Here is a 22229-nt window from a genome sequence, read left to right on the forward strand (position 1 = left end):
ACACCGAGTCGGGGATCTCAGCACACTGAGTCGGGGTTTTCAGCACACCGAGTCGGGGATTTCAGCACAGCGAGTCGCGGTTTTCGGCGGCTCGAGTCGCGGGATGGCGCGGGTCAGCGGTCGACGAGCTCCCAGGCGACGGTCAGCGCGGCGTCCCGCACCTCGTCCTCGCTGACCCGACCGGCGCCGCCGCCGGGGCCCGAACCGCTGCCCGAGTGCAGGGCGGACAGTGACAACCGGGCGCGCAGCGCGGCGGCCGGGTCGGCGGGGCTGCCCGGAGCGAACGCGGGCCCACCGCTGGTGAGCAGCGCGCACAGGCTGTCCAGCCGCCGGTACACCTCGAGCACGGCTGGCATCCCGCGCAGCCCGGCGCGGTCGGAGTCCAGGAACCGGACCAGCCGACCGTGCCGGCCGGCGAGCAGCTCGGCGTAGCGGCGCAGCAGTTCGCGGCGGGTGTCCGGGCCGGGGCGCTGGGCGTCGCCCCAGGCCAGCAGCTCGTCGAGCGGGGCGGTGAACTCCCCGGCCAGGCTGGCCAGGATGTCTTCCTTGGTGGCGAAGTGGTGGTACACGGCGGCCTTGGTGATGCGCAGGCGCTCGGCGAGCTCACGCAGCGACGTCCGCTCGTAGCCCCGCTCGCCGAACTGCTCCAGTGCCACCGACCGGATGGCCTCTCGGGTGTCGGTCCGCCGGTCCACCGTGCCGCCCCCCATACGCCCTGACCACGATCGGACCGCAGCCTACGGGGCGGCCCGGCGTTCGGTGACGGCCAGCCACAGCGCGCCGCCGAGGCCGAGCACCGAGGCGCCGGTGAGCCACCAGAAGCTGGTGTGGAAGGCGGGCCCGGTGCCGTGCGCCAGGCCGCCGGTGAGCACCACCGCGAGCAGTGCGCCACCGAGCGCGCCGCCGACCCGCATCAGGATGTTGACCTGGGTGGTCGCATCGGGCAGCTGCTCCGCGGTCACCGCCCGGTACGCCGACGCGGTCGGCGGCATCATCGCCGCCGCGATCGCCACCCCCCGGACCACCAGCAGTGCCTGTACCGGCACGTTGTCGACGTGCAGGTCGAGCAGCGCGAACGGCACGGTGGTCGCCACCGCCCCCAGGCCGCCGCACAGGCAGACCACGCCGCCGCCGAAGCGGTCCACCAGCCGCCCGACGAGTGGCAGCGATGATCCGCCAGATCAGTGCCGAGGCCGCGCACTTCCCGCCCGAGATGCTGCACGCCTGGCGGGAGGCGGGGCCACTGCGGGTGCGCCGCGAGGTGGCCGACCGACTGCGGGGGTTCGGCGAGGCCGGGTTGCTGCGGGTCGGCGACCCGTTGCAAGCGGCCGGTCACCTGGTCGCGCTCGCCTCGGCGGAGCTCACCCTCCAGTACACGCCATGGGCCGATCCGATGACCGAGGACCAGGTGGACAAGGCGCTCGCGGCCGCGGTGGCGGCATTCCTGAACGGCTACGCCGCTGTGTCCGACCTGACCCCCTCCGGTGCGGCGGCGACCGACTGACCTCGGGCAGAGTGGTGGGCATGCGCAGCTCGGAGACATCCTGGTTCCGGATCGCGGCGGTTGCCGAGGCGATCTCGTGGACCGGCCTGCTCATCGGAATGGTGTTCAAGTACCTGGTCGTGCACAACGCGGCCGGGGTGCACGTCTTCGGCCCGATCCACGGGGTGTTGTTCCTCGTCTACGTCGTGCTGTCGATCCTGGTGTGGCGCCGCCAGCACTGGTCCACCACGGTCGGCGTGGTCGCGGTGCTGGCCAGCATCCCGCCGTACGGCACGGTGGTGTTCGAGCGCTGGGCCACCCGGACCGGCCGGCTTGCCGACGCCGGTTCGCCGCTCACCGCGACCTAGTCGCTAGTCGCTACTCGGGCGTACGGCGGCCGTCGGGGGATTGACCGGGCGCAGTCCCGCCGCGGGTGCACCCAGGTCGGCGAGCTTGGTCAGTGCGGGCAGCGCGGCCGCGATGGCCTGCTCCTGCTCGAGGGTCAGCTCGTCGAGCAGGCCGGCGAGCTGGGTCACCCGCTGACTGCGGCGCTGGTCGAGGAGCTGCTGCCCGGCGGGGGTGATGTGCACCATGACCACCCGGCGGTCGTCGGAGTGTCCGCGCCGCTCGGCGAGCCCGTTCCGCTCCAGGCGGGAGACTAGCTGCGTCATGGCGGGTTGGGTGACGCCCTCCCGCGCGGCGAGGTCGGAGAGCCGGTGCGGCCCCTCCGTGGCGAGGCGCGCCAAGGTCGAGGCCGTGGTCAGGCTGATCTCCCCGCTGGGGGTGAGCAGGCGGATCAGCGTGATCAGCCGTTCCAGACCGGCTACGATCGCGTAGCGTTCGGCGGAGTGGGTTGTAACCTCTGTCACCCTCTAAGTGTATCACGTGCTTATGTAAATAGGGTTATGCTGAACCTGTGGAGAACATAACTCCGAACTCGTGCACCGGTGACGGTCCCGGCGTGATCCTGGTCGCCGTCGACGGGTCCACCACCTCGGTCCGGGCGGCGGCCTGGGCCGGCGGCTTCGCGCGCCGACAGGGTTCCCGACTGCTTTGTGTGTACGTGGCGACCCGGCCCGCGCTCGCCGGCTTGGCGCTGACCGTGGGTGCCGAGATGACCCTCGAGCAGGACATGGACCAGGTGGCCACCGAGCTCGGCGAGGAGGTCAAGGCCAGCGCGGCGAGCTACAACGTGCCGCTGGAGTACGTGGTGCGCTCCGGCGACCCGGTGACCGAGATCGTGCGGATCGCCGACGAGGTCAAGGTGGACGCGGTCGTGGTCGGCGCCTCGACGCAGGCCGGCCATCGCCTGATCGGGTCGGTTGCGGTACGGCTGGTGCGGATGGGTCGATGGCCGGTCACCGTCGTACCCTGACTCGCCCGAATGGGGGCAGTCGTCACCCGCTGTGCGGCGGCTGCGCTGCGTCCCGCGGTCAGCGGCTGATCTACAACGCCGGATGGTCAACGGTGGGCCGCTTGTCGCGCCCAGATGTGCGACGGTCTCACCGAGCGCAACCATCGCGGGCGCCGCATCACCCGTCCGATACCTTTGCTCTCGGATCAGTAAAGGCCAGGTAACGAACAGGGCACGGAGTCCCCAATCCGCCGGTTTCCCGAAACCGGAGCCCATCCCGGCCGCCAGGTCCGGAAGGTAGGACATGTCACGGCACCGCTCCCCACGTGGCCGTATCGGTGAGACGACGTCTGTCGCCGAACCGGACGCCTCCGTCCCGCAACCCCGCGTCGGCCAGTTCGACCAGGGCACCGCCGAGTACAGGCTGGGCACGCCCTCTCTCGAGTCGGCCCTGATGCTGCCGCGCCCCCGGATCTCCCAGTCCGGACCGATGGCGGTCATCGGCTCGCCGGATCCGGGACCGATGGACCCGGATCCGATGGGCCCGGATCCGATGGGCCCAGGTCTGATGGGCCCGGATTCGAAGGACCCGGATCCGATCGGCCCGGATTCGATGGGCCCAGGTCTGATCGACCCGGACCTGATGGACCCGGATCCGATGGGCCTCATCCCGGCGCCCCGGGCCGACTACTCGGCCGGCCCGAACCCCGTCCCCGGGCCTGCCACGGCGGCTGGCCAGGAACCGGATGCCGGCCAGCCGGCAACGGACCAGGAGAACGGCTCCGGGCTGCAGCCGGCGTCGGCCTGGTCGTCCTGGCGGCCCGACCTGGAGTTCGAGCCCGGCCCGGATGTCGAGCCGAGCGGCCGGCACGGCGAGCTGAGCCCGGACGTCCGGCCGAGCAGGAACGGCGAGCTCGGCGACCTCGGTGATCTCGGCTCACCCGTCGACGCGGCCCTGGAGCCTTGGCTGGACCGCCGGCCGCCGCCGGCGAGGTGGTCCGACAGCGGTCGGCACGCGGTGGCGAACCCGGAGAGCGCCGGGCGGTCCCGCTCGGGCGCGGAGCGGTCGCGCCCGGCCGCCCGGCTCCGGCCGGTCGAGGACCTGCCACCGATCGGTGAGTTCGAGCGCGCCGTCGGCTTCCGGGCTGCCTGGGACTTCCAGTCCGACACCGAGCCGCATCCGGTGGACGACCTGTGGCCCGTCGAGGACCTCCGGCCACTCGAAGATCTCCAACCCGAGCAGGACCCCCGGCAGGGCGGGCACCTGTCCCCGGTCGACGCTCACCAGACGCACCCGGGCCTGCCGCCGGTGTCGCTCTGGTCGTCGGCCGAGGACCACGAGCAGGCCGCGGCTCCCCAGCCAGCCGCGGCCTTCCACCCGGCGTCGGACTGGAAGGCGAGCCGCGGTTTCGAGCTGGCGGCCGCCGAGTACCAGCCGGCGGTGGACGTCGAGCCGGCCGCCGGTGTCGAGCCGATCGCCGGTGTCGAGCCTGCCGCCGGTGTTGAGTCGGCCGCGGGTGTCGAGCCGATCCCCGGTGTCGAGCCGGCCGCGGGTGTCGAGCCGATCGCCGGTCTCGAGTCGACCGCCGAGTTCGAGGCGGCGATCGCGGAACCGACTGCCGGTGTCGAGCCGGTTGCCGGTCTCGAGCCGACCGCGGGATTGGAGGCGGCAGTCGCGGAGCCGGCCGCCGGTGCCGAACCGACCGTGGGACTGACCGACGCCTCCGCCTTCCATCCGGCATCGGACTGGAAGGCGAGCAGGGGCTTCGAGCTGGCGGCCGGTGAGTTCGAGCCGACCGCGGGTTTCGAGCCGTCGGCGGGAGGCTTCAACTCGGCATCGCGCCACGAGCCCGACGACGACTTCCACCTCGCCGAACCGCTCGAACTGGCCAGCATCCGGCCGGCCGCCGACCTCGGCGCCACCACCGTGTTCCAGGCGCCGCTGTCGGATGAGGAGACCGCCCAGGTCCTCGAGTTCGAGCCGCGCGCCGGGCATCGCAGGGCCCGACCGAGGCCGGAGCGGGCCGGGGTCCGGCGGCTGTTCTCCGGCCGGCCGGGCACCCGGATGATCATCCTGGTGATGGGTGCCGTGGTCGGGCTCGTTCTCGGGATCACCGCACTGATCGGCTTCGGGAAGTCGCTCTGGTCGACGCCGGACAACGATGTCGACACCTCGCACAACGCCGCCCTGACGCCCCCGCCGCTGGCCTCCCCGCCGGTCGCGCCGCCGACGGACCCGGCCGCCGAGGCGCGGAACCGGGCCAAGACGCAGGCCGACGCCGCGAAGCGGGCCGCGCAGAACGCCGGGGCCGGGTCCGGCAGCTCGGTGTTGTCACTGGCCAACTGCACCAAGCGGGTCAGCAGTGCGGCGAGCCTGCAGCAGGCCCTGGCCGCCGCCGCGCCGGGCCAGAAGATCTGCGCGACCGGCAACATGGGTGGCAGTCGGCTGCAGGTGTCCCGTTCCGGCACCCCGGCCGCGCCGATCACGGTGATCGGCAACGGGTCCACCCCGGTCAAGGGCATCACCGTCGACGGCAACAATGTCGTGGTGGCCGGCTTCAGCGCGGTCAACGCGGAGGCCCCCGGCATCGAGCTGACCGGCAACAACATCACGGTGCGGAACAACACGGTCAAGCACCCGACCGGCGGTGACTTCGACGGCCTGCGGTTCTTCGGCAGCAACCTGAAGATCCTGGACAACACGATCAGCGACATCAGCCCGGACGGCAGTGGGGCGCACGCCGACTGCATGCAGAGCTACGCCACCGACCCGCAGAGCCCGGCCAGCCAGAACGTGCTCATCGACGGCAACAGGTGCGAGCGGATCGACAACCAGTGCCTGATCGCCGAGGGCCCGAACAGCAGCGCCGGTGACGGCAGTGGCCAGGGCCGCAGCGACAACATCACCTTCACCGACAACTTCTGCGACGTGAACGCGTCCCAGGCCCTGCAGATCGACGACATCCAGAACGTCAAGGTCACCGGCAACACCATCACCGGCAAGCCGGACAAGGCGTTCTCGTTCCAGAACAGGTCGACCGGTGCGGTCGTCGCGGCCAACAAGATCGCCGCCGGGATCGGCTACCAGGTCGGCATGGACGCCAGCTCGCTGGTCGGCTACAGGGGCCCCTCGGTCGGCGGCGAGCCGTAAACCGGCGATCCCCCCCAGACGCGGATCCCTTCAGACGCAGTAGTGGCGAGTAGCGCCGGCGGCCGGCCCCCACACCGCCGCCGGCGCTGCGCATTTCCCACAGCCGCATTCCCCACAGCAGCATTCGCACAGCCGCATTCGCAGCCGCTCGGGACAGAACAGCTAGCCGCAGACGGCGCCCTCGGCGGCGGAGCTGACCAGTTTCGCGTATTTGCCCAGCACACCGCCCCGGATCGCCGGCGGCGGCGCGTGCCAGTCGGCGCGGCGGCGCTCCAGTTCGTCGGCGGGCACGTCCAGGTTCAGCTCGCGGCTGTTCATGTCCAGGGTGATCGAGTCGCCGTCCTCGATCAGCCCGATCGGCCCGCCGTCGGTGGCCTCCGGGGCGATGTGCCCGATGCACAACCCGGTGGTGGCGCCGGAGAAGCGGCCGTCGGTGATCAGCAGTACGTCCTTGCCCAACCCGGCGCCCTTGATCATCCCGGTGACCGCGAGCATCTCCCGCATGCCCGGCCCGCCGCGCGGCCCCTCGTAGCGGATCACCACGACGTCGCCGGCCACCACGGTGCCGTCGGCCACCGCGTCCAGCGCGCCCTGCTCCCGATCGAAGACCCGGGCCCGGCCGGTGAACACCGCCGAGTCGAACCCGGCGCTCTTCACCACCGCGCCGTCCGGCGCCAGTGAGCCGCGCAGGATGGTCAGCCCGCCGGTGGGGTGGATCGGGTTGTCCATCTTGTGCACGATCTTGCCGTCCAGGTCCGGCGGGGCCAGCTCGGCGAGGTTCTCCGCGACGGTCCGTCCGGTGACCGTCAGCGCGTCGCCGTGCAGCAGCCCCGCGTCCAGCAGCGCGCGCATCACCACCGGCACCCCGCCGACCTGATCCACGCTGGCCATCACGTAGTTGCCGAACGGCTTGACGTCCGCGAGGTGCGGTACCCGGTCGCCGATCCGGTTGAAGTCGTCCAGGGTGAGGTTCACCTCGGCCTCGCGGGCGATGGCCAGCAGGTGCAGCACCGCGTTGGTCGAGCCGCCGAACGCCATCACCACCGCGATCGCGTTCTCGAACGCCTCCATGGTCAGGATCTGCCGCGCGGTGATGCCGTGCGCCAGCAGGTTCACCACCGCTTCCCCGGAGGCGCGGGCGATGCCGTCCCGGCGGCGGTCCACAGCGGGTGGGCTGGCCGAGCCGGGCAGCGCCATGCCGAGTGCCTCGGCCGCGCTCGCCATGGTGTTGGCTGTGTACATGCCGCCGCAGGCGCCCTCACCGGGGCAGATCGCCCGCTCGATCTCGGTCAGCTCGTCCCGGGTGATCAGGCCCTTGAGGCACGCACCGACCGCCTCGAAGGCGTCGCTGATGTTCACCTCGCGGTCGCCGACCTTGCCGGGCATGATCGACCCGGCGTAGACGAACACAGCGGCCAGGTCGAGCCGGGCGGCGGCCATCAGCATGCCCGGCAGGCTCTTGTCACAGCCGGCCAGCAGCACGGTGCCGTCGAGTCGTTCGGCCATCACCACGGTCTCCACCGAATCGGCGATGATCTCCCGGCTGACCAGCGAGTAGTGCATGCCGACGTGACCCATCGAGATGCCGTCGGAGACCGAGATGGTGCCGAACTCCATCGGGAAGCCGCCGGCCCGGTGCACGCCCTCCTTGGCGGCCAGCCCGAGCCGCTGCAGCGACAGGTTGCACGGGGTGATCTCGTTCCAACTGGACGCGATGCCGATCTGCGGCTTGCTGAAGTCCTCGTCGCGCATGCCGACCGCCCGCAACATGCCGCGGGCGGCGGTGCGCTCGATTCCGTCGGTGACGTCGCGGCTGCGCGGTTTGAGGTCGTGCGCGTTCGTCGGTGCAGACATCTGGGCCTCTCGAGGGTGGATCAGGTGCGTTGTCGGGAGGACCAGTCTGCTCCCGTTGCCCGATTTCGCTCGGTGGCCCACCGCGCGGCGGTCGACCGGCCCGCCACCGGGGAGTTTCGCGACCGTGTGACCCCTCGCTCACATTTTGGGTCGGAATGTGAGCGATCGCGCACACCACCTCCGAACACCCACGCTCTCCAGTGCCGGGGGCCTGTCTCCCCACCTGGCCGGCGAGGTCAGCGACGCCCGCTTTCCGCTGACCGGCGCCCCGGTGCCGGCCGCCCCGGCAGGCTTGGCAGACTTCGCCGGATGAGCGGCCGTGTGAGCGCAGCAGTCCCGACCAGCCCCGCGCGACCCGTCGCCCGGCGGCTCGGCCGGCGCCGGTGCGGCGTGTTGGCGGGCGTCGGCACCCTGCTCCCGCTGCTGATCGCCGGCTGCGCCGGCCCGGTCGCCGCACCGGCCCACGCCGTGCCGACCCACGCCGTGCCGATCGACGCGGCGCTTGTCACCCGGCCCGGTGTCGGCCCCGCCGCGCCCGTTGCCCCGCCGCCGGGCGCCAAGCAGGGCCAGGCCCTGCCACCCGGGGTACCGGTCCCGCCGGCCGGCACCGACCAGCTGGTCACCGTGCTCGTCCCGGCCGCGACCAGCACCTCCGGCATACTGCGGGGCTGGCAGCGCGCTGCGGGCGGCGGTTGGAACAGCGTGCTCGGGCCGGTCCGGGTCCGGGTGGGCACCGATGGCGTCGGCACCGCGCGGGAGGGCGTCAACCGCACCCCGAGGGGGACGTTCACACTGAGTCAGGCATTCGGTCGGCAGCCGAACCCGGGTACCGCACTGCCGTACCGGCGGGTCGGCGCGAGCGACTGGTGGGTCAGCGACACGAAGAGCCCCGCGTACAACACGTTCCGCACCTGCGAGCCGGGCACCTGCTCGTTCGACGAGGGCGCCGGGGAGAACCTGGGGCGCGCCGGGGCGAGCTACGACTACGCCATGGTGATCGGCTACAACACCGCCCCGGTGCGTCCGGGTGCCGGCTCGGCGTTCTTCGTCCACGTGGACGCCGGAGCTCCCTCGCAGGGCTGTGTGGAGGTACCCCGTGCCTCGGTGCTGTCCCTGATCAGGTGGCTGGCTCCCGCGCACAAGCCGCTGATCACCATCGGGCTCGGCTGAGCGGACCCGAACGGGTCTGGCGCTCTCAGCGTTCTCTTCGGGGCGATCGGTAACCTCCGTACCCATGCGGATTGCCGAGGGGTTGTTGGCATCGTCGCTGGTCCTGCTCGTCTGCGTGGTGCCGGCCTCGGTGCTCGCGCTGCTGGTGCGCCGGGCCGGCGGTGCGGACCGCGCGGTGCGCCGCACGGTGCGGATCGGGGTGTCCGTCGCGGTCGTGCTGCTGGCGGCCCAGGCCCTGGTGGTGATCGGCGTCGAGACCGGCGCGCTCACCCGCCTCGATGATCCGGCGCTGAGCTGGTTAGTGACACACCGCAGTGCGTGGGCCACCGGGTTCGCCATCGTGCTGGCCGCGCTCGGCGGCACCGCGGCGCTGACCGTGCTGACGGTCACCGCGATGCTGGTGCTGGGGTACCTCGGACAGTGGCGCCGCGCGCTGCTCGTGGGTGGTACCGCGGCCGGTGCCGGGCTGCTGGTGCTGGGGTTCAAGTATCTCTACGGGCGCCACCGGCCGCCGAAGCTGGACCAGGTGATCCACTACGGCGGTTACGCGCTGCCCTCGGGTCACTCGCTCGGCAGCGTGGTGGTGTACGGGGTGCTGACGGCATCGCTGGCGCCCACACTGCGCGGCGCATCCCGGTGGTGGCTGCTGCTCGGCGCCGTGGCGCTGGTGCTGCTGGTCGGGTGGAGCCGGGTGTACCTGGCCGCGCACTGGGTGACCGACGTACTGACCGGTTGGCTGCTCGGGGGTGCCTGGCTGGCCCTCGGTGTGACCGCGCTGGTTCTGCTGGCCAGGGTGCCGGAGGACAACCGGCCGGGGACAGCGGTGGGCACATCGGCGGGCACATCGGCGGGCACAGCGGGCACAGCGGACACCGCCACGGGCCAGCCGGCGAACCGGTAGCCGCTACCGGCCGGTGCGGCCGCGCACGTCCCACACGAGTACGTCGTCACGCCGCTGGCCCGGCCCGAACAGGGCCTCCAGGGCGGCGCGCAGGGCCGGCTCGTTGCGGGGCACGGTGGTGACGCCCTCCGGCAGTACCACCACGTCGGCCCGCCAGAACCCCAGGTCGGACTGCGCCCTGGTGCGTTCGGCCGCACCGATCGGCGGGACCTTCCCGGTGGCGGAGACGCCGACCAGCAGCAGCGCGGTGCCCCGCCGCTCGGCGCCGTAGATGCCCTGCCGATCCGGGCCGCCCGGGCCGACGAAATAGCCCTCCACCAGCGGGAACGCCAACCCGCCTGCCACCTGCCAGTGCAGCGCCGCCGCTCCACCCGGGTCCGGCGGTGGCACGACGAGGACGGCGCTGCCGGGGCGGACGTACTCGCGCCAGTCGCCCGAGCTGAAGAATGTCGGGGTGGCCGCCCTGGAGACGACCCCGAACCGCACCGGCAGGATGGGCACCACGGCCAGCGCGAGCGCGACGAACCACACCCGGCGCGAGGTCAGCCAGCCCAGCGGCGGCCAGCTCGGCCGGCGCGGCGCGCGGGTCAGCGCCCGGTCGCTGGCCAGTGCCAGCAGCACCCCGATGGCCGGCAGGCACGCCAGTGTCAGCCGGGCCTCGATCAGCGAGTCGAACAGGGGTAGCCGGGCCAGCGCCAACCATGGACCGGGCACTCCGGTGGACCTCGTGTCGAGGTAGAGCGGGGTGCCCAGCGACAGCGCGGCCAGCACCAGCAGGGTGATCGAGGCGAGCCGGGCCGGCACCTCCCGCCACAGCCAGACCATGGCGACCAGGATCAGGAGCAGCAGCGCCCAGCCGAAGAAACTGTTCTGCTCGGTCGGGTTCGCCACCAGCTGGCCGGCGTGCAGCAGCTGGCCACCGATCGACTGTCGGGGTAGCGCGCCGAACGAGGCCAGGTCGTTGCCGGCCGGGCCGTGGACCAGCCCGTGGTAGCTGGCCGGACCGGTGAACTGGACCCAGAGCGGGTAGCCGACCAACAGCAGGCTCACCACCGCGGCCACACTCAGCCCGGTCAGCATCGGGCGGGCCGCCGCGAGCAGTGTGCGGGGCCGCACGGCGGCCCAGGCCAGCGTCCACACCACCAGCCCGGTCGCCATGATGAGCAGTGGCTCCTCGCCGATCAGCACCTGCCAGGCGAGCAGCACACCGAGCACCGCGCCTCGGCGCACCGCGTCCCGGCCCCCGCGCGCCCCGCGCAGCCGCAACAACCAGCCGATGACGATCGGCAGCAGGAAGGTCGCGGTGAAGTTCGGGTGGGCGTGCGCGTGGGAGATCATCGGCGGCGCGAAGGCGGCGCACCCACCCCCGATCGCCGCCGACCAGCGGGACCGCACGAGGTGCCGGGAGAACAGCCAGTACCAGGCGGTGGCGGTGGCGGCCAGCCCGCCGCTCAGCAGCACCGCCCAGGTGGCCGTGGGCCCCGCCAGCAGTGTCAGCGGGGCCAGCGGCAGCACCAGCCCCGGCATTGCGGTGTTGCCCATCAGGTTGACCCCGACGGGGAAGTTCTGCAGCGTCGAGAACAGGGTCGGATGCCCGGCGGCCAGCGCGTTGGCCTGCACCGCGAAGAACCATTCGAACAGGTTCTGGTCCTCGCCGCTGTCCACCAGGTACCCGTCGCCGAGGTGCAGCCACAGGTCGCGGTACAGGCCGAAGGAGACGAGCAGGTAGGCCAGCACGATCACCGCGTCGAGCACCCGGGGACGGGCCAGCAACGGCGCGTCCGCGGGTTCGGCTGTGTCGGGTGAGTGGCCGGTGCTCGGGGCCGGCGCGGCGGCGGCCCGAGTGGCCGCTGTCAGGCTGTTCGGCGGCATTGGCCGGCCAGTTTACCCCGCGCGGGCCGGCCGGCTGGCGCTCGGCTACCGCGCTGCCGATCACCACCCGGCCCATCATCGGCCGTCACCCCGGACGTGGTCGACGCGATTGTGGCCGCGGGAGGTCCTGGGCGCGCTCGAGGCGGGGGGGTCGGCCGGCTCTCAGGCGGCCCGGACCATGATGGCCGGATGACGGAACAGCCCCACCCCGGGCAGCGTCCCCGCGCGGTCCCGAGCGCCGTGTCCCGAGGCGCTGTGTCCCCGAGCGCTGTGTCCCGGCGTGCGCTGCTGCGCGGTGGCGCGGCGGCCGGCGCACTGCTCGGGCTCGCCGCCTGCGCCGCCCCCGGTGAGTCGGCGGTGACCCCGGTGACCCCGGAGACGCCCGCCGCGCCGGCGAACCCCGCGCCCCCGGGAGGCGTCGCGCCGCCCACCTCGTCCACAGCGGCCGCCGCACCCGCCGGTCCCGCCACGGAGCTGGTGCACGCGGACACCGGCCGCCCGGAGGTGGCGTTGACCTTCCACGGTGCCGGCGACCGGACCCTGGACCGCAAGGTGCTGGAGGCGCTGGCCAAGGGTGGTGCACACGTCACCGTGCTCGCGGTCGGCACCTGGCTGGCGCAGTACCCGGACGCCGCCAGGATGGTCCTCGACCTGGGGCACGAGCTGGGCAACCACACCTGGTCGCACAAGACCATGACCAAGCTCAGCGTGACTGCCCAGCGCACCGAGATCGAGCGCTGCCGGGACCGGATCGCCCAGCTCACCGGCGGCCCCGGCGCGTTCTTCCGGCAGTCCGCGGCCCAGCACGCCACCCCCGAGCTGCTCAAGCTGGCCGGGGCGGCCGGGTACCGGCGGGTGCTGTCCTACGAGGTCGACTCGCTGGACTGGACCGACCCCGGCGCCCCCACCGTGCGCGCCCAGCTGCGCAAGGCCACCGCCGGCAGCGTGGTGAGCATGCACCTGGGCCACCAGGGCACCCTCACCGCGATCCCCGAGATCCTGGCCGACCTGGACAGCCGGGGCCTGCGCCCGGTCAGCGCCAGCCAGCTGTTCGCCACCTGACCCGGCTCAGGACTTGCGGCCGAGCAGGCCGAGCAGCCGCGTATGCGGGTCCGCCGCGCCGTCCCAGTCCGGCAGCGGCGGCTCGAACAGGCCCAGTCCCTGCCACTGCTGGATGACCGGGGTGAACACCGCCAGCAGGTCCTCGGCGAGCTCGTCCGGGACCCGGTACCCACCGCTGTCACCGCCGATCCCGCTGGCCAGGTCCCAGCTGTGCACCGCGAGGTCAAGCGTCATCTGCCAGCCGTAGTTGGTGGCCCGGTCGTCGCCGTAGCTCAGGTGCACCGAGCGGTCCAGGACGCCCGGTTCGAGCCAGGCCCGCCGGGCCACGTCCGCGCCGGCCCGCCACGCCGCCACCGGGTCGCCGCCCAGCGGATCGCCGTCGAACCGGTCGCCGACCTCGGCGATAGTCGCCCCGCCCAGCAGTGCCGGCACCCAGAGCTGCTCGGTGACCAGGTGGCCGACCAGGTCGCGCACCGACCACTCGGCGCACGGCGTCGGGCTGGCCCAGCGGTCCTCCGGTACGGCGCGGACCAGCCGGTCGAAGTCGGCCAGTGCCGTGCCGTGCGCGTCGAGCAGATCCATTGGGTGACCCGTTCCCTCGTGGTGGCTGGACATGTTCTGGAGCCTGTCGGTATGCCCAGCGTGCCCGGCGGGCCCCTCGACAGCGCGGGCAGTATCACTCGTCCGAGTGAACCAAGCGGCGTTCGGCCTGTCTGACGGCTCTCAGGGCGGCTCGCGAATCCCCGATAGGTCAGCGGGCGTTAACCTCATTGTCAGTCCCGTACCGTCCTCGGACAGTCGGCTTCTTGATTGAGGAGTAGACATGCGTCCAGATGGCTCCACCGGAGCAGCCGTCGGAGTGGATGGGCCCGCGACCTGGACCGGCCGGGGTGTGGCGCTCACCGAAGAGAACCGCGACCATGTCGCCGGGGTGCTCGAAGGCGTGCGGGCCGCGCTCGCCGGGCCGGACGCTCCGGATCCGGTCCAGCTCGGCGACTACCGCGGCGCGCACGAGGCGCTCACCGACTCCTGGGACCAGGTGTTCGCCGCGCTGACCAGTGCGGTGCGCAGCGACGAACCGGGCGACGCCGACCGCTACCTGGACCTGCTCAACGAGATCAAGCGGGCCGACCAGAACCTGCTCATCGCGGGGCTGCGGCACCGGGACGCCGCCTTCGGTCGGGTGCGCGACGCGCTGGCGATGCTCCGCGAGCCGGAGTCCACCGCCGCGCTGGTCGAGCAGGCCAGCATCGCGGCCTGTGTGCTCGGCTTCGACCGCACCATCCTGTCCCGCATCGAGGACTCCGCGTGGATCCCGGAGAAGGTCTGGATCGAGCGGGACCCGAAGTGGGGCGAGGAGATCCTCGCGGTCGGGCAGGCCAACCCGCAGATGCTGGACCGCACCCTGGTGGAGACCGAGATGATCCGCCGCAAGGTCGGCATCCTGGTGCACAACGTGCAGGAGCGCCCGGCGGTGAACCGGCCGATCGCGGACGCCTCGCTGTCGCAGTCCTACACCGCCGTCCCGCTGATCGCGAACGGCGACGTGGTCGGCTTCATCCACGCCGACTGCTACTACCAGCAGCGCAAACTCGACGACTTCGACCGGCGGCTGCTCAGCATGTTCGCCGAAGGGGTCAGCCAGGCGCTGGGGCGCACCGCGATGATGGACCGGCTGAGCTCGATCCGGGTCGGGATGGACCAGGTCGCCGGCGCGCTCGCCGCCGCGAAGGACGACCGGGTCCGCCTCGGCGGCCAGGCGGTGCGCCCGGTGGCGCCGCTGCCCGGGGCGTTCCTGGTGCAGCGCGGCCAGTCCGGCTACGACGACCTGTTCGCCGCCGGCGGGGAGGGGTCCACGCTGACCCGCCGCGAGGTCGAGGTGCTGCGGCTGATGGCGGCCGGCGACACCAACGGCCGGATCGCGCGCCGGCTGGTGATCTCCGAGGGCACCGTCAAGTCGCACGTGAAGCACATCCTGCGCAAGCTCGGCGCGGCCAACCGGGCCGAGGCGGTATCCCGCTGGCTGGGCATGGAGCACGAGCGCGGCGGCTCCCGCAACAACGGCAACCACATCCGCTGACCGGACACCGGGCACCGCACACGGCGGCGCATTGCTCCGGCGGTACGATCCGCCCCGGGTGTGATCGGGCCGGGCCGGGTAATGGGTAGTCGGCGCGCTGATTCGCCGAATTCGCGCCGAGTGCGGTCTGTCGTACCGCGCCCGCTCAGGAGGGAGTCACGCCATTTTCGGCGCCGTGCTTTTTGGGGTTGTGGGCCTCGGTTTGATCGTTTTCGGATGGTGGGGGTTGCGGCGGGGGGAGACCCTCGGCGAGGTGCCGACCTGGGACGAGAAGGCTGTCGAGCGGCGGCGGCGCACGATGCGGCGTGGTTCGTTCACCTGTCTGGGACTCGGCGCGGTCTTTGTCGTCGCCTCCGTGCTCTCCATCATTGGCCCGCATCCCAGATGATCGAATAGGTCCGGCTCACTCGTCAGTGGGAATAGTGGATCGGGGCAGTGAAAGGGCCGCCGACCACACACGATGAAAACACCGGATCTGGTATACGATCAATGCCAGTAAATGAGTTGTCGCCGACCGTTATGAACTGGGAGCCGAGGGATGCCACTAGAGCCGATTCGGCCCCGGCCTGGCTTGTTGGCCCCCGAGGTCGAGCTCGACAACATCACCACCATTCTCGATGACAGCGCCGTGCTGCACCGACTGCGGCTGCTCGTCCCCGCCGGCATGGTCACCGTGCTGATGGGGCCGTCAGGGGTGGGCAAGACGACCCTGATCAAGCACGTCGTCGGCCTGCTGGAGCCCGACGGGGGCACCGTGTGGATCGGTGGCCGCGACTACTGGGACTCCTCCAAGGAGGAGCGGCAGGAGATTCGCAGGGGTCTCGGCGCCATGCTGGGCGGGCACAACCTGTTCAGTACCTCGGTGTTCAGCTCGCTCACCGTGCTGGAGAACCTCACCTACAGCCTGGAGGCGCTCGGCGTCCCGGACGACGAGCGACACGACCGCGCGATGGCCCGGCTGCGCGAGCTGCGCCTTGTCGAGGAGTCCGACCGCCTCCCCGACACGCTGCCGGCGCACGCGAGCAAGCGCCTCGCGCTGGCCAGGGCGCTGGTCGCGGACGCCCCGCTGACCGTGCTGGACGAGATCGACGTCGGGCTGGACCGGGAACACTCCACCGCGATGCTCGACGCGGTGCGCAGCCTGAGGGCCCGCACCGGCTGCACCCTGCTGGTCACCACGCACAACCTGGAGCTGGCCCGGTCCATCGCGGACAACCTGGCGATCATGGTCAACGGCCGCATCGTCGCGTCCGGCCCGCCGGAGGAGGTGCTGGACGGGGTGGAGACCACCGAGGACTTCGACCGCCGGTTCGAGTTCTCCGACTTCGTCGGCCCGCCCCGGCTGGAGGACGCGGAGGCGGCGGCGGAGCGCAGGCGGCCGACGCCGAAGCGCGCCTACCAGTTCGCGGTGGAGCCGCAGATGGTGTGGATCGCGGTCGCGGCGGTAGTGCTGCTCGCCGCGCTGTTCATCGCGGTGAAGCTGTTCTCCGGCGGATCGGCCGCGCCCTTCTAGAGCGAACTGGCGCCAACTGACGCCAGCCAGTGCCACTTGACAGTCAGTTGTGACTGTTTTGGTGCGCGACCGCGACAACCGCCGGGCTGGCGTCCTCGACCAGCAGGTAGGCGATGCTCCGCCACAGCGCCAGGTGCGGGTCGGTGAGCCGGTCGCGGCGGTCGAAGGCGTACGTCATCGCGACGCCCCGCATGCTGGTCAGCAGGATCTCGCGGACCATCGGATACCGCGGGTGGCTGCTGAACCTCGGGCCGAACAGAGCGTCGATGACGTGCCGCACCGCCGTGCCCAGCCGGCGTTCCTCGGGCATCAGTGTGCTGCGCAGCCGCTCATCGGTGCGCGCGGCGGTCCACAGCTCGATCGCACCCCAGAAGTAGCGCTGCTCGAAGGTGGACCAGAACAGGTCGATGACCCGGTCCAGCCGGTCCAGCTCGGACCCCCGGGAGTCCAGTGACACCGCGACCCAGCTCTCCAGCTCGGCCAGATGGTTGCTGGCCAGGTGCTGGCAGGCCGCCACCAGCAGCCCCTCCCTGGACGGGAAGTGGTGCAGCAGCCGACCCCGGGACACCCCCGCCCTGGCCTGGATGGTCAGCGTGGTGGTGCGTGCGTAGCCGTTCTCCAGCAGGCAGTCCACGGTCGCATCCAGGATCAGTTGGCGGCTGTCCGCGCTGCGTTCGCTCCGGCTGCGGCGCCGCGGGCGGTCCGGTTCAGCCAAGGGGGAGACCTTTTCGTCGTGGGCGGTCATGCGGAACTGATGGTGGGTTGGTCGGCCACCTGGGCCGGTGGCGGTCGCCCGCCGTCCTCGCCCCGCCCGGTGAGCCGGACGGTGCCGGCGAAGCCGTCCACCTCCACGGTCGCCCCGTTGCCGATCCGGGTGGTGGCGTCGACGGTGGCCACCACGCACGGGATGCCCAGGTCGCGGCATGCCACCGCGACGGCGGACAGCGCGGCGCCGGCATCAGTGACCACGGCGGCGACGACCGGCAGCAGTGGTACCCAGGCCGGCCCGGCCGACGGCGCGACGAGTACGTCGCCGGGGTGCAGCTCGGCTGGCAGGGCGGCCGAGCGCAGCACCCTGGCCGTGCCGCTCACCGCACCGGGGCTGGCCGCGGTACCGGTGATACCCCGGCGCCCGACCAGGGTCTTGGCCGTGGAGCCCCTCGGCCAGCGCACCACCGGTGGCGGCTGCCCCACCGTGACGAAGGGCGGCTGGTAGGTGGCCAGCGCGTGGTAGTCGTAGGCCCGCATCCGCAGTGACTCGCCGAACCGCTCCGGCTCGGCGACGAACTCGTCGAGCTCGCCGACCAGCAGCATGAAGATCTGGTCGACGCTGTCCAGCAGGCCGGTGGCGACGTGGCGGCGGCCCAGCTCGCGGGCGGCCAGGCGCTGCTCGTGGTGCAGCCCGGAGACAACCTGGTGGATCCGGTGGCGGGCCAGCAACCAACTGCTGGCGGCGGCCAGTGCGGTGTCGAACCGGGCCAGCGCCTGCGGGCTGCCGCGCATCGAACCGCGCACGGCCGAGGCGGACTCGGCGCTGTGCTCGGCGCGCAGGGCGGCGCGAGCGGCCGGGTCGGGCTCGTCACCGGCTCGGCGCAGCACGTCCAGCACGGACAGCATCAGCCGCGGCTCGGTGCCCCAGGTGTCGGCGGCCAGCTCCCACTCGGCCGGGCCGTGGTGGCCGTGCTCGGTGCGCAGCCCGGCCAGCGCAGAGCGCAGTCGGCCGACCTCGCCGTTGCTCGCGCCCGCCAGCTGCGCGGTGACACTGGCCAATCCCTGGCCGAACAGCTTCCCCAGCCGCTCCGACTGGTGGATCAGCCGGCCGGCCTGCCACAGCCGGGTGACCGGCTGCTCGGTGACCGAGCCGCCGAGCCCGGCGACCAGCGCGCCGGTCAACCCGGGGTGGCCGCCATCCTCGGTGGCCCTGGTGAGCAGCTCGTTTGCCACCGCGGTCGCCAGCTCGGCGTGTGCGTGCAGCCGCAGCGCCTCCCTCAGCTCACCGCGCAGCGCGCCGATCCGGGCGCTCAGCTCGGCGTCGGGGCAGCCGGCAAGGTCGGGCCGGGCGGCCCGCTGCTCGATCAGCCGGCGCGCGGCCCTGGTGTGCTCGGAGCGGTCCGGCGGATCGGACAGCGCGCCGCGCACCCAGTTCGCCAGCCGGTCGCCGGCCGCTTCCAGTACCGGCCGCTCGTCGCGCTGCCGAGGTACGTCCGGCCGCTCACCCAGGTACTGGCGGGCGAACGCCATCGGGTCGGCGCCACCCGCGTAGACACCGAACAGCCGCAGCATGGTCGTGTTCAGGTACAGGTAGGCGCCGAACATGGAGACCGGGTGCTCCCCGGTGCGCTCCCGCGCGGTGGAGCCGGGGTTGCGGCCGGGCAGCGGGCGCAACCCGGTCTCGGCGTACACCTCGGTCCACGCCGGCCCGAGCTCGGCGCCCACGCCGGCGGTCGCGGTCAGCGGTGTCACCGGGTCGGGGCACAGGTCGCCCACGACCGCGCGGGAATAGAGCGGGTAGGCGGTCGACGCCTGCTCGTCGAACTCCCACTCCATGCCGGGCCCGCTCTCCGCCGCCGTCCTTGCCTCAGTAGCCGCTCAGGCTCGGCCCGGAGGCGCCGCAATTGATCAGCGCGACGCTGCCCTCGATGTCCACAGTGGCCCTCCTCGGCGATGAGTAGTGCGCCAGTGTGCCGGCCCGCGGCGCTACCAGTCAATTCTGACCGTTTGTATCCCGGGGGAATTTGGTTGAAGTTCTGCCCGTGATCATGGCGACCGGGGATCGGCCAGGTAGGTTGGCCCGCGCGGTACTGCGGCGCGGGTTCTGGACGGGGTGTGCGATGAAGCTGGATGAGCTGATCGCCCGGGTGTATGCGGCGCCGAGGGGGCCGAAGATCGCGGCGTGCTTCGACTACGACGGCACGGTGATCTCCGGGTACTCCGCGATGGCGTTCTACAACAAGCGGTTGCGCGACCGGGAGATCGGGGCGACCGAGCTGGCGAGGATGACCTGGGCCAGCGTGCGCGGGGTCAGCTCGGAGCGGGACTTCGCCGAGCTGCTGGACCTGTCGCTGGCGGCCTACCGGGGCAAGACCCCCGAGGAGCTGCTGAAGCTCGGCCAGTCGCTGTTCAAGAACGAGATCGCCGCCCAGGTGCACACCGAGGTGTGGGAGCTGATCGAGGCGCACCACGAGATGGGCCACACCGTGGTGCTGGCCTCCTCGGCCACCCGGTTCCAGGTCGAGCCGATGGCCAGGGACATGGGCGCCGAGCACGTGCTGTGCACCGAGCTGGAGGTGGTCGACGGTGTGGTGACCGGGCGGCCGGCCGGAGCGCCGCTGTGGGGTCTCGGCAAGGCGCGCGCGGTGCGTGCCATGGCCGCCGCGCACGACGTCGACCTGACCGCCTCGTTCGGCTACAGCAACGGCGACGAGGACGTGATGTTCCTGGAGACCGTGGGCAACCCGGTGGCGGTGGCGCCGCAGGCCGGGCTGGCCTCGGAGGCTGCCCGGCGCGGCTGGCCGGTGCTGCGCTGCGTGCCGCGCGGCGGGCGGCCCAGCCCGGTCGAGGTGCTGCGCACGATCGGCTTCTACGGCGGCTTCGCGGCCGCCGTCGGTGCCGGCATCGGCGTGGGCCTGCTGCGCCGTTCTCGGCGCGACATGCTGGACGTGACCACCGCGCTGGGCTCGGACCTCGGGCTCGGCCTTGCCGGCGTCGACGTACGGGTGATCAGCGGTGCTGAGTACCTGACCTCGGCGCGACCCTGCCTGTTCCTGTTCAACCACCAGAGCAAGATCGACCCGATCCTGGCGATGAAGCTGGTGCGCGGGCAGTTCACCGGGGTGGCCAAGAAGGAGGCCAAGAACATCCCCGGGTTCGGTCAGCTGTTCCAGCTGGCCGACGTGGCCTTCGTGGACAGGGGCAACACGGCGCAGGCCCGGGCCGCACTGGAGCCCGCGGTGGCGAAGATGCGCGACGAGGGCATCTCGCTGATGATGGCGCCGGAGGGCACCCGCTCGGCCACGCCGCGGCTGGGACCGTTCAAGAAGGGCGCGTTCCACATCGCCATGCAGGCCGGCGTTCCGGTGGTGCCGATCGTGATCCGCAACGCCGGCGAGGTGATGTGGCGCGGCGCCCAGGTGATCAGGGCCGGCACCGTCGAGGTGGTGGTGCTGCCGCCGGTCGACACCTCCGGCTGGCGGACCGAGACGGTGGCCGAACACACCGCCGAGGTGCGCGGGATGTTCGTCGACGTGCTGGCGCACTGGCCCGGGCGGCCGGCGCCCCCCTCGGAGTCAGAAACCGACTCGAACTCCTCGGACGGGGACGCCTGATGGCCGATCAGCGGGACGGCGCGGCGGGGACCCCGTTGAGCTGGGGCGCCGGCGACGGGATGAACTCGTTCGAGACGGTGATGTGGCGCGCCGAGTCGGACCGCGCGCTGCGCTCACCGGTGATCGGGCTGGAGGAGCTGGACACCGTCCCGGACTGGGACCGCTTCCTCGCCGCGCACGAGTGGGGGGTGCGGATGGTGCCCCGGTTCCGCGAGCGGGTGGTGGAACCGCCGCTCGGCCTCGGCACCCCGAGGTGGAGCGTCGACCCCGACTTCGACCTGCGGTTCCACGTGCGGCGTACCCGGCTGCCCGAGGGCTGCGGGTGGCCGGAGCTGCTGGAGGCGGCCGCCCTGGTGGCGATGACCCCGTTCGACCGCACCCGCCCGCCGTGGGAGGCGGTGCTCTACGAGGGACTGCCCGGCGGCCGGGCGGCCTACCTGATCAAGCTGCACCACTCGGCCAGCGACGGCATGGGCGTCATGCACCTGCTCGGCCTGCTGCACTCCCGCACCCGCGAGCCCAACCCGGACCGGCCGAGCCCCGCGGTCACCGAGGGCAACCGGATCAGCCCGCTCGACGCGCTGGCGACCCAGGTGCGCGGCGACGTCGAGGGGGTCCCCGGCGCGCTGCGCGAGGTCGGCACCGGCGCCTGGCGCGCCCTGGGCAACCTGAAGGGCACACTGCGCTACGGGCAGTCCCTGCGCCGGATGATGATGCCGCCCGAGGCACCGGGGTCCCCGCTGCTCGCGAAGCGCAGCCTGGCCTGGCGGTTCGCCGCGCTGGACGTGCCGTTCGCCGACCTCAAGGCGGCCGGCAAGGTGGCCGGCGGATCGGTCAACGACGTCTACCTCGCGGCGCTCCTGGGCGGCTACCGGCGCTACCACGAGGCGATGGGCGTGCACGTGGACGCGATCCCGATGGCCATCCCGATCTCGGTGCGCCAGCCCGGGGACACCGAGGGCGGCAACAAGATCGCGTCCATCCGGCTCTCCGGGCCGGTCGCCACCGAGGACCCGAAGGAACGGATCGAGGAGATCCGGGCACTTATCCTGAGCGCGCGGGCCGAGCCGGCGGTCAACACCATCGGCCTGCTGTCCCCGGCGCTGGCCCGGTTGCCCGGGCCGCTGATCGCCCAGGTCGCCGGGCCGCTGACCAAGGGCAACGACCTGCAGGCGAGCAACGTGCCCGGCATTCCCGGCGAGCTGTACCTGGCCGGCGCGCGGATCGAGCGGATGTACCCGTACGCGCCGCTGCCCGGCTGTGCCGCGATGATCACCCTGGTGACGCACGGTGCGGTGGGCTGCGTCGGGGTCAACTTCGACTCGGCTTCGTTCACCGAGCCGGAGCTGTTCGTGCAGTGCCTGCTGGACGGGTTCTCCGAGGTCCTCGCGCTGAAGCCGGGTGCGGGCAGCCCCCTCGCCCGGCTCTGAGCGCCACCCGACCGGGCGTGCGCCGGGTCACGTA

19 protein-coding genes are annotated in these 22229 nt (G+C 72.4%); 11 read left to right on the forward strand and 8 right to left on the reverse strand.

Annotation, left to right across the window (positions count from 1 at the left end; genetic code table 11):
- Positions 1-113 precede the first annotated feature (113 nt).
- Positions 114-710, reverse strand: coding sequence for a TetR/AcrR family transcriptional regulator (locus ACTXG6_RS14760; RefSeq protein WP_445188365.1), 597 nt, complete (start codon positions 708-710; stop codon positions 114-116).
- Between the two features lie 27 nt (positions 711-737).
- Positions 738-1145: a hypothetical protein gene (locus ACTXG6_RS14765; RefSeq protein WP_445188366.1), complete on the reverse strand. Its 408-nt coding sequence runs from the start codon at positions 1143-1145 to the stop codon at positions 738-740.
- Positions 1146-1168: 23 nt separating this feature from the next.
- Between ACTXG6_RS14765 and ACTXG6_RS14770 the strand changes: the two genes are divergently transcribed.
- Together ACTXG6_RS14770 and ACTXG6_RS14775 are read left to right on the forward strand one after the other, a co-directional pair.
- Positions 1169-1504 carry a TetR/AcrR family transcriptional regulator C-terminal domain-containing protein gene (locus ACTXG6_RS14770; RefSeq protein ID WP_445188367.1) on the forward strand — a complete coding sequence of 112 codons (336 nt, stop codon included), beginning with the start codon at positions 1169-1171 and terminating at the stop codon, positions 1502-1504.
- A 20-nt stretch (positions 1505-1524) separates the two neighbouring features.
- The gene (locus ACTXG6_RS14775; protein ID WP_445188368.1) at positions 1525-1851 is read left to right on the forward strand and encodes a DUF3817 domain-containing protein; all 327 of its coding nucleotides are present in this window, start codon (positions 1525-1527) and stop codon (positions 1849-1851) included.
- Between the two features lie 3 nt (positions 1852-1854).
- On the opposite strand, the gene ACTXG6_RS14780 is transcribed toward ACTXG6_RS14775, so the two are convergent.
- On the reverse strand, positions 1855-2352 hold the full coding sequence (locus ACTXG6_RS14780; protein ID WP_445188369.1) for a MarR family winged helix-turn-helix transcriptional regulator: 498 nt from the start codon (positions 2350-2352) through the stop codon (positions 1855-1857).
- A gap of 47 nt (positions 2353-2399) precedes the next feature.
- On the opposite strand from ACTXG6_RS14780, the gene ACTXG6_RS14785 reads away from it, so the two are divergent.
- Both ACTXG6_RS14785 and ACTXG6_RS14790 read left to right on the forward strand, forming a co-directional pair.
- Positions 2400-2858 carry a universal stress protein gene (locus ACTXG6_RS14785; RefSeq protein WP_445188370.1) on the forward strand — a complete coding sequence of 153 codons (459 nt, stop codon included), beginning with the start codon at positions 2400-2402 and terminating at the stop codon, positions 2856-2858.
- A gap of 283 nt (positions 2859-3141) precedes the next feature.
- Positions 3142-5988, forward strand: a complete 2847-nt coding sequence (locus ACTXG6_RS14790; RefSeq protein ID WP_445188371.1) for a right-handed parallel beta-helix repeat-containing protein — start codon at positions 3142-3144, stop codon at positions 5986-5988.
- A 162-nt stretch (positions 5989-6150) separates the two neighbouring features.
- Here the strand turns inward: ACTXG6_RS14790 and ilvD are convergent, their stop codons facing one another.
- On the reverse strand, positions 6151-7842 hold the full coding sequence (ilvD, locus tag ACTXG6_RS14795; RefSeq protein ID WP_445188372.1) for a dihydroxy-acid dehydratase: 1692 nt from the start codon (positions 7840-7842) through the stop codon (positions 6151-6153).
- Between the two features lie 321 nt (positions 7843-8163).
- Between ilvD and ACTXG6_RS14800 the strand changes: the two genes are divergently transcribed.
- A complete protein-coding gene (locus ACTXG6_RS14800) occupies positions 8164-9012 on the forward strand; it encodes a L,D-transpeptidase family protein (protein WP_445188373.1) in 849 nt (282 codons plus the stop codon).
- Positions 9013-9076: 64 nt separating this feature from the next.
- Positions 9077-9913, forward strand: coding sequence for a phosphatase PAP2 family protein (locus ACTXG6_RS14805; RefSeq protein ID WP_445188374.1), 837 nt, complete (start codon positions 9077-9079; stop codon positions 9911-9913).
- Between the two features lie 3 nt (positions 9914-9916).
- Here the strand turns inward: ACTXG6_RS14805 and ACTXG6_RS14810 are convergent, their stop codons facing one another.
- Complete coding sequence (locus ACTXG6_RS14810; RefSeq protein WP_445188375.1) at positions 9917-11785, reverse strand: glycosyl transferase; 1869 nt, start codon at positions 11783-11785, stop codon at positions 9917-9919.
- A 189-nt stretch (positions 11786-11974) separates the two neighbouring features.
- Between ACTXG6_RS14810 and ACTXG6_RS14815 the strand changes: the two genes are divergently transcribed.
- Entirely contained in the window at positions 11975-12847 is an 873-nt protein-coding gene (locus tag ACTXG6_RS14815) for a polysaccharide deacetylase family protein (RefSeq protein WP_445188376.1), read from the forward strand.
- Between the two features lie 6 nt (positions 12848-12853).
- On the opposite strand, the gene ACTXG6_RS14820 is transcribed toward ACTXG6_RS14815, so the two are convergent.
- The gene (locus ACTXG6_RS14820) at positions 12854-13429 is read right to left on the reverse strand and encodes a TIGR03086 family metal-binding protein (RefSeq protein ID WP_445188377.1); all 576 of its coding nucleotides are present in this window, start codon (positions 13427-13429) and stop codon (positions 12854-12856) included.
- Between the two features lie 241 nt (positions 13430-13670).
- On the opposite strand from ACTXG6_RS14820, the gene ACTXG6_RS14825 reads away from it, so the two are divergent.
- Together ACTXG6_RS14825 and ACTXG6_RS14830 are read left to right on the forward strand one after the other, a co-directional pair.
- On the forward strand, positions 13671-14927 hold the full coding sequence (locus ACTXG6_RS14825) for a LuxR C-terminal-related transcriptional regulator (RefSeq protein ID WP_445188378.1): 1257 nt from the start codon (positions 13671-13673) through the stop codon (positions 14925-14927).
- A 538-nt stretch (positions 14928-15465) separates the two neighbouring features.
- The gene (locus ACTXG6_RS14830; protein WP_445188379.1) at positions 15466-16440 is read left to right on the forward strand and encodes an ABC transporter ATP-binding protein; all 975 of its coding nucleotides are present in this window, start codon (positions 15466-15468) and stop codon (positions 16438-16440) included.
- A 43-nt stretch (positions 16441-16483) separates the two neighbouring features.
- Here the strand turns inward: ACTXG6_RS14830 and ACTXG6_RS14835 are convergent, their stop codons facing one another.
- Both ACTXG6_RS14835 and ACTXG6_RS14840 read right to left on the reverse strand, forming a co-directional pair.
- Entirely contained in the window at positions 16484-17155 is a 672-nt protein-coding gene (locus ACTXG6_RS14835) for a TetR/AcrR family transcriptional regulator (RefSeq protein ID WP_445188380.1), read from the reverse strand.
- A 26-nt stretch (positions 17156-17181) separates the two neighbouring features.
- Positions 17182-18987, reverse strand: coding sequence for a PEP-utilizing enzyme (locus ACTXG6_RS14840; protein WP_445188381.1), 1806 nt, complete (start codon positions 18985-18987; stop codon positions 17182-17184).
- 284 nt (positions 18988-19271) lie between these two features.
- Here ACTXG6_RS14840 and ACTXG6_RS14845 point away from each other — a divergent pair, with 284 nt between their 5' ends.
- Together ACTXG6_RS14845 and ACTXG6_RS14850 are read left to right on the forward strand one after the other, a co-directional pair.
- Positions 19272-20765, forward strand: a complete 1494-nt coding sequence (locus ACTXG6_RS14845) for an HAD-IB family hydrolase (protein ID WP_445188382.1) — start codon at positions 19272-19274, stop codon at positions 20763-20765.
- On the forward strand, positions 20765-22195 hold the full coding sequence (locus tag ACTXG6_RS14850) for a wax ester/triacylglycerol synthase domain-containing protein (RefSeq protein WP_445188383.1): 1431 nt from the start codon (positions 20765-20767) through the stop codon (positions 22193-22195). The genes ACTXG6_RS14845 and ACTXG6_RS14850 overlap by 1 nt, the downstream gene beginning before the upstream one ends.
- Positions 22196-22229 lie beyond the last annotated feature (34 nt).

The sequence above is a fragment of the Pseudonocardia sp. Cha107L01 genome (assembly GCF_052566575.1).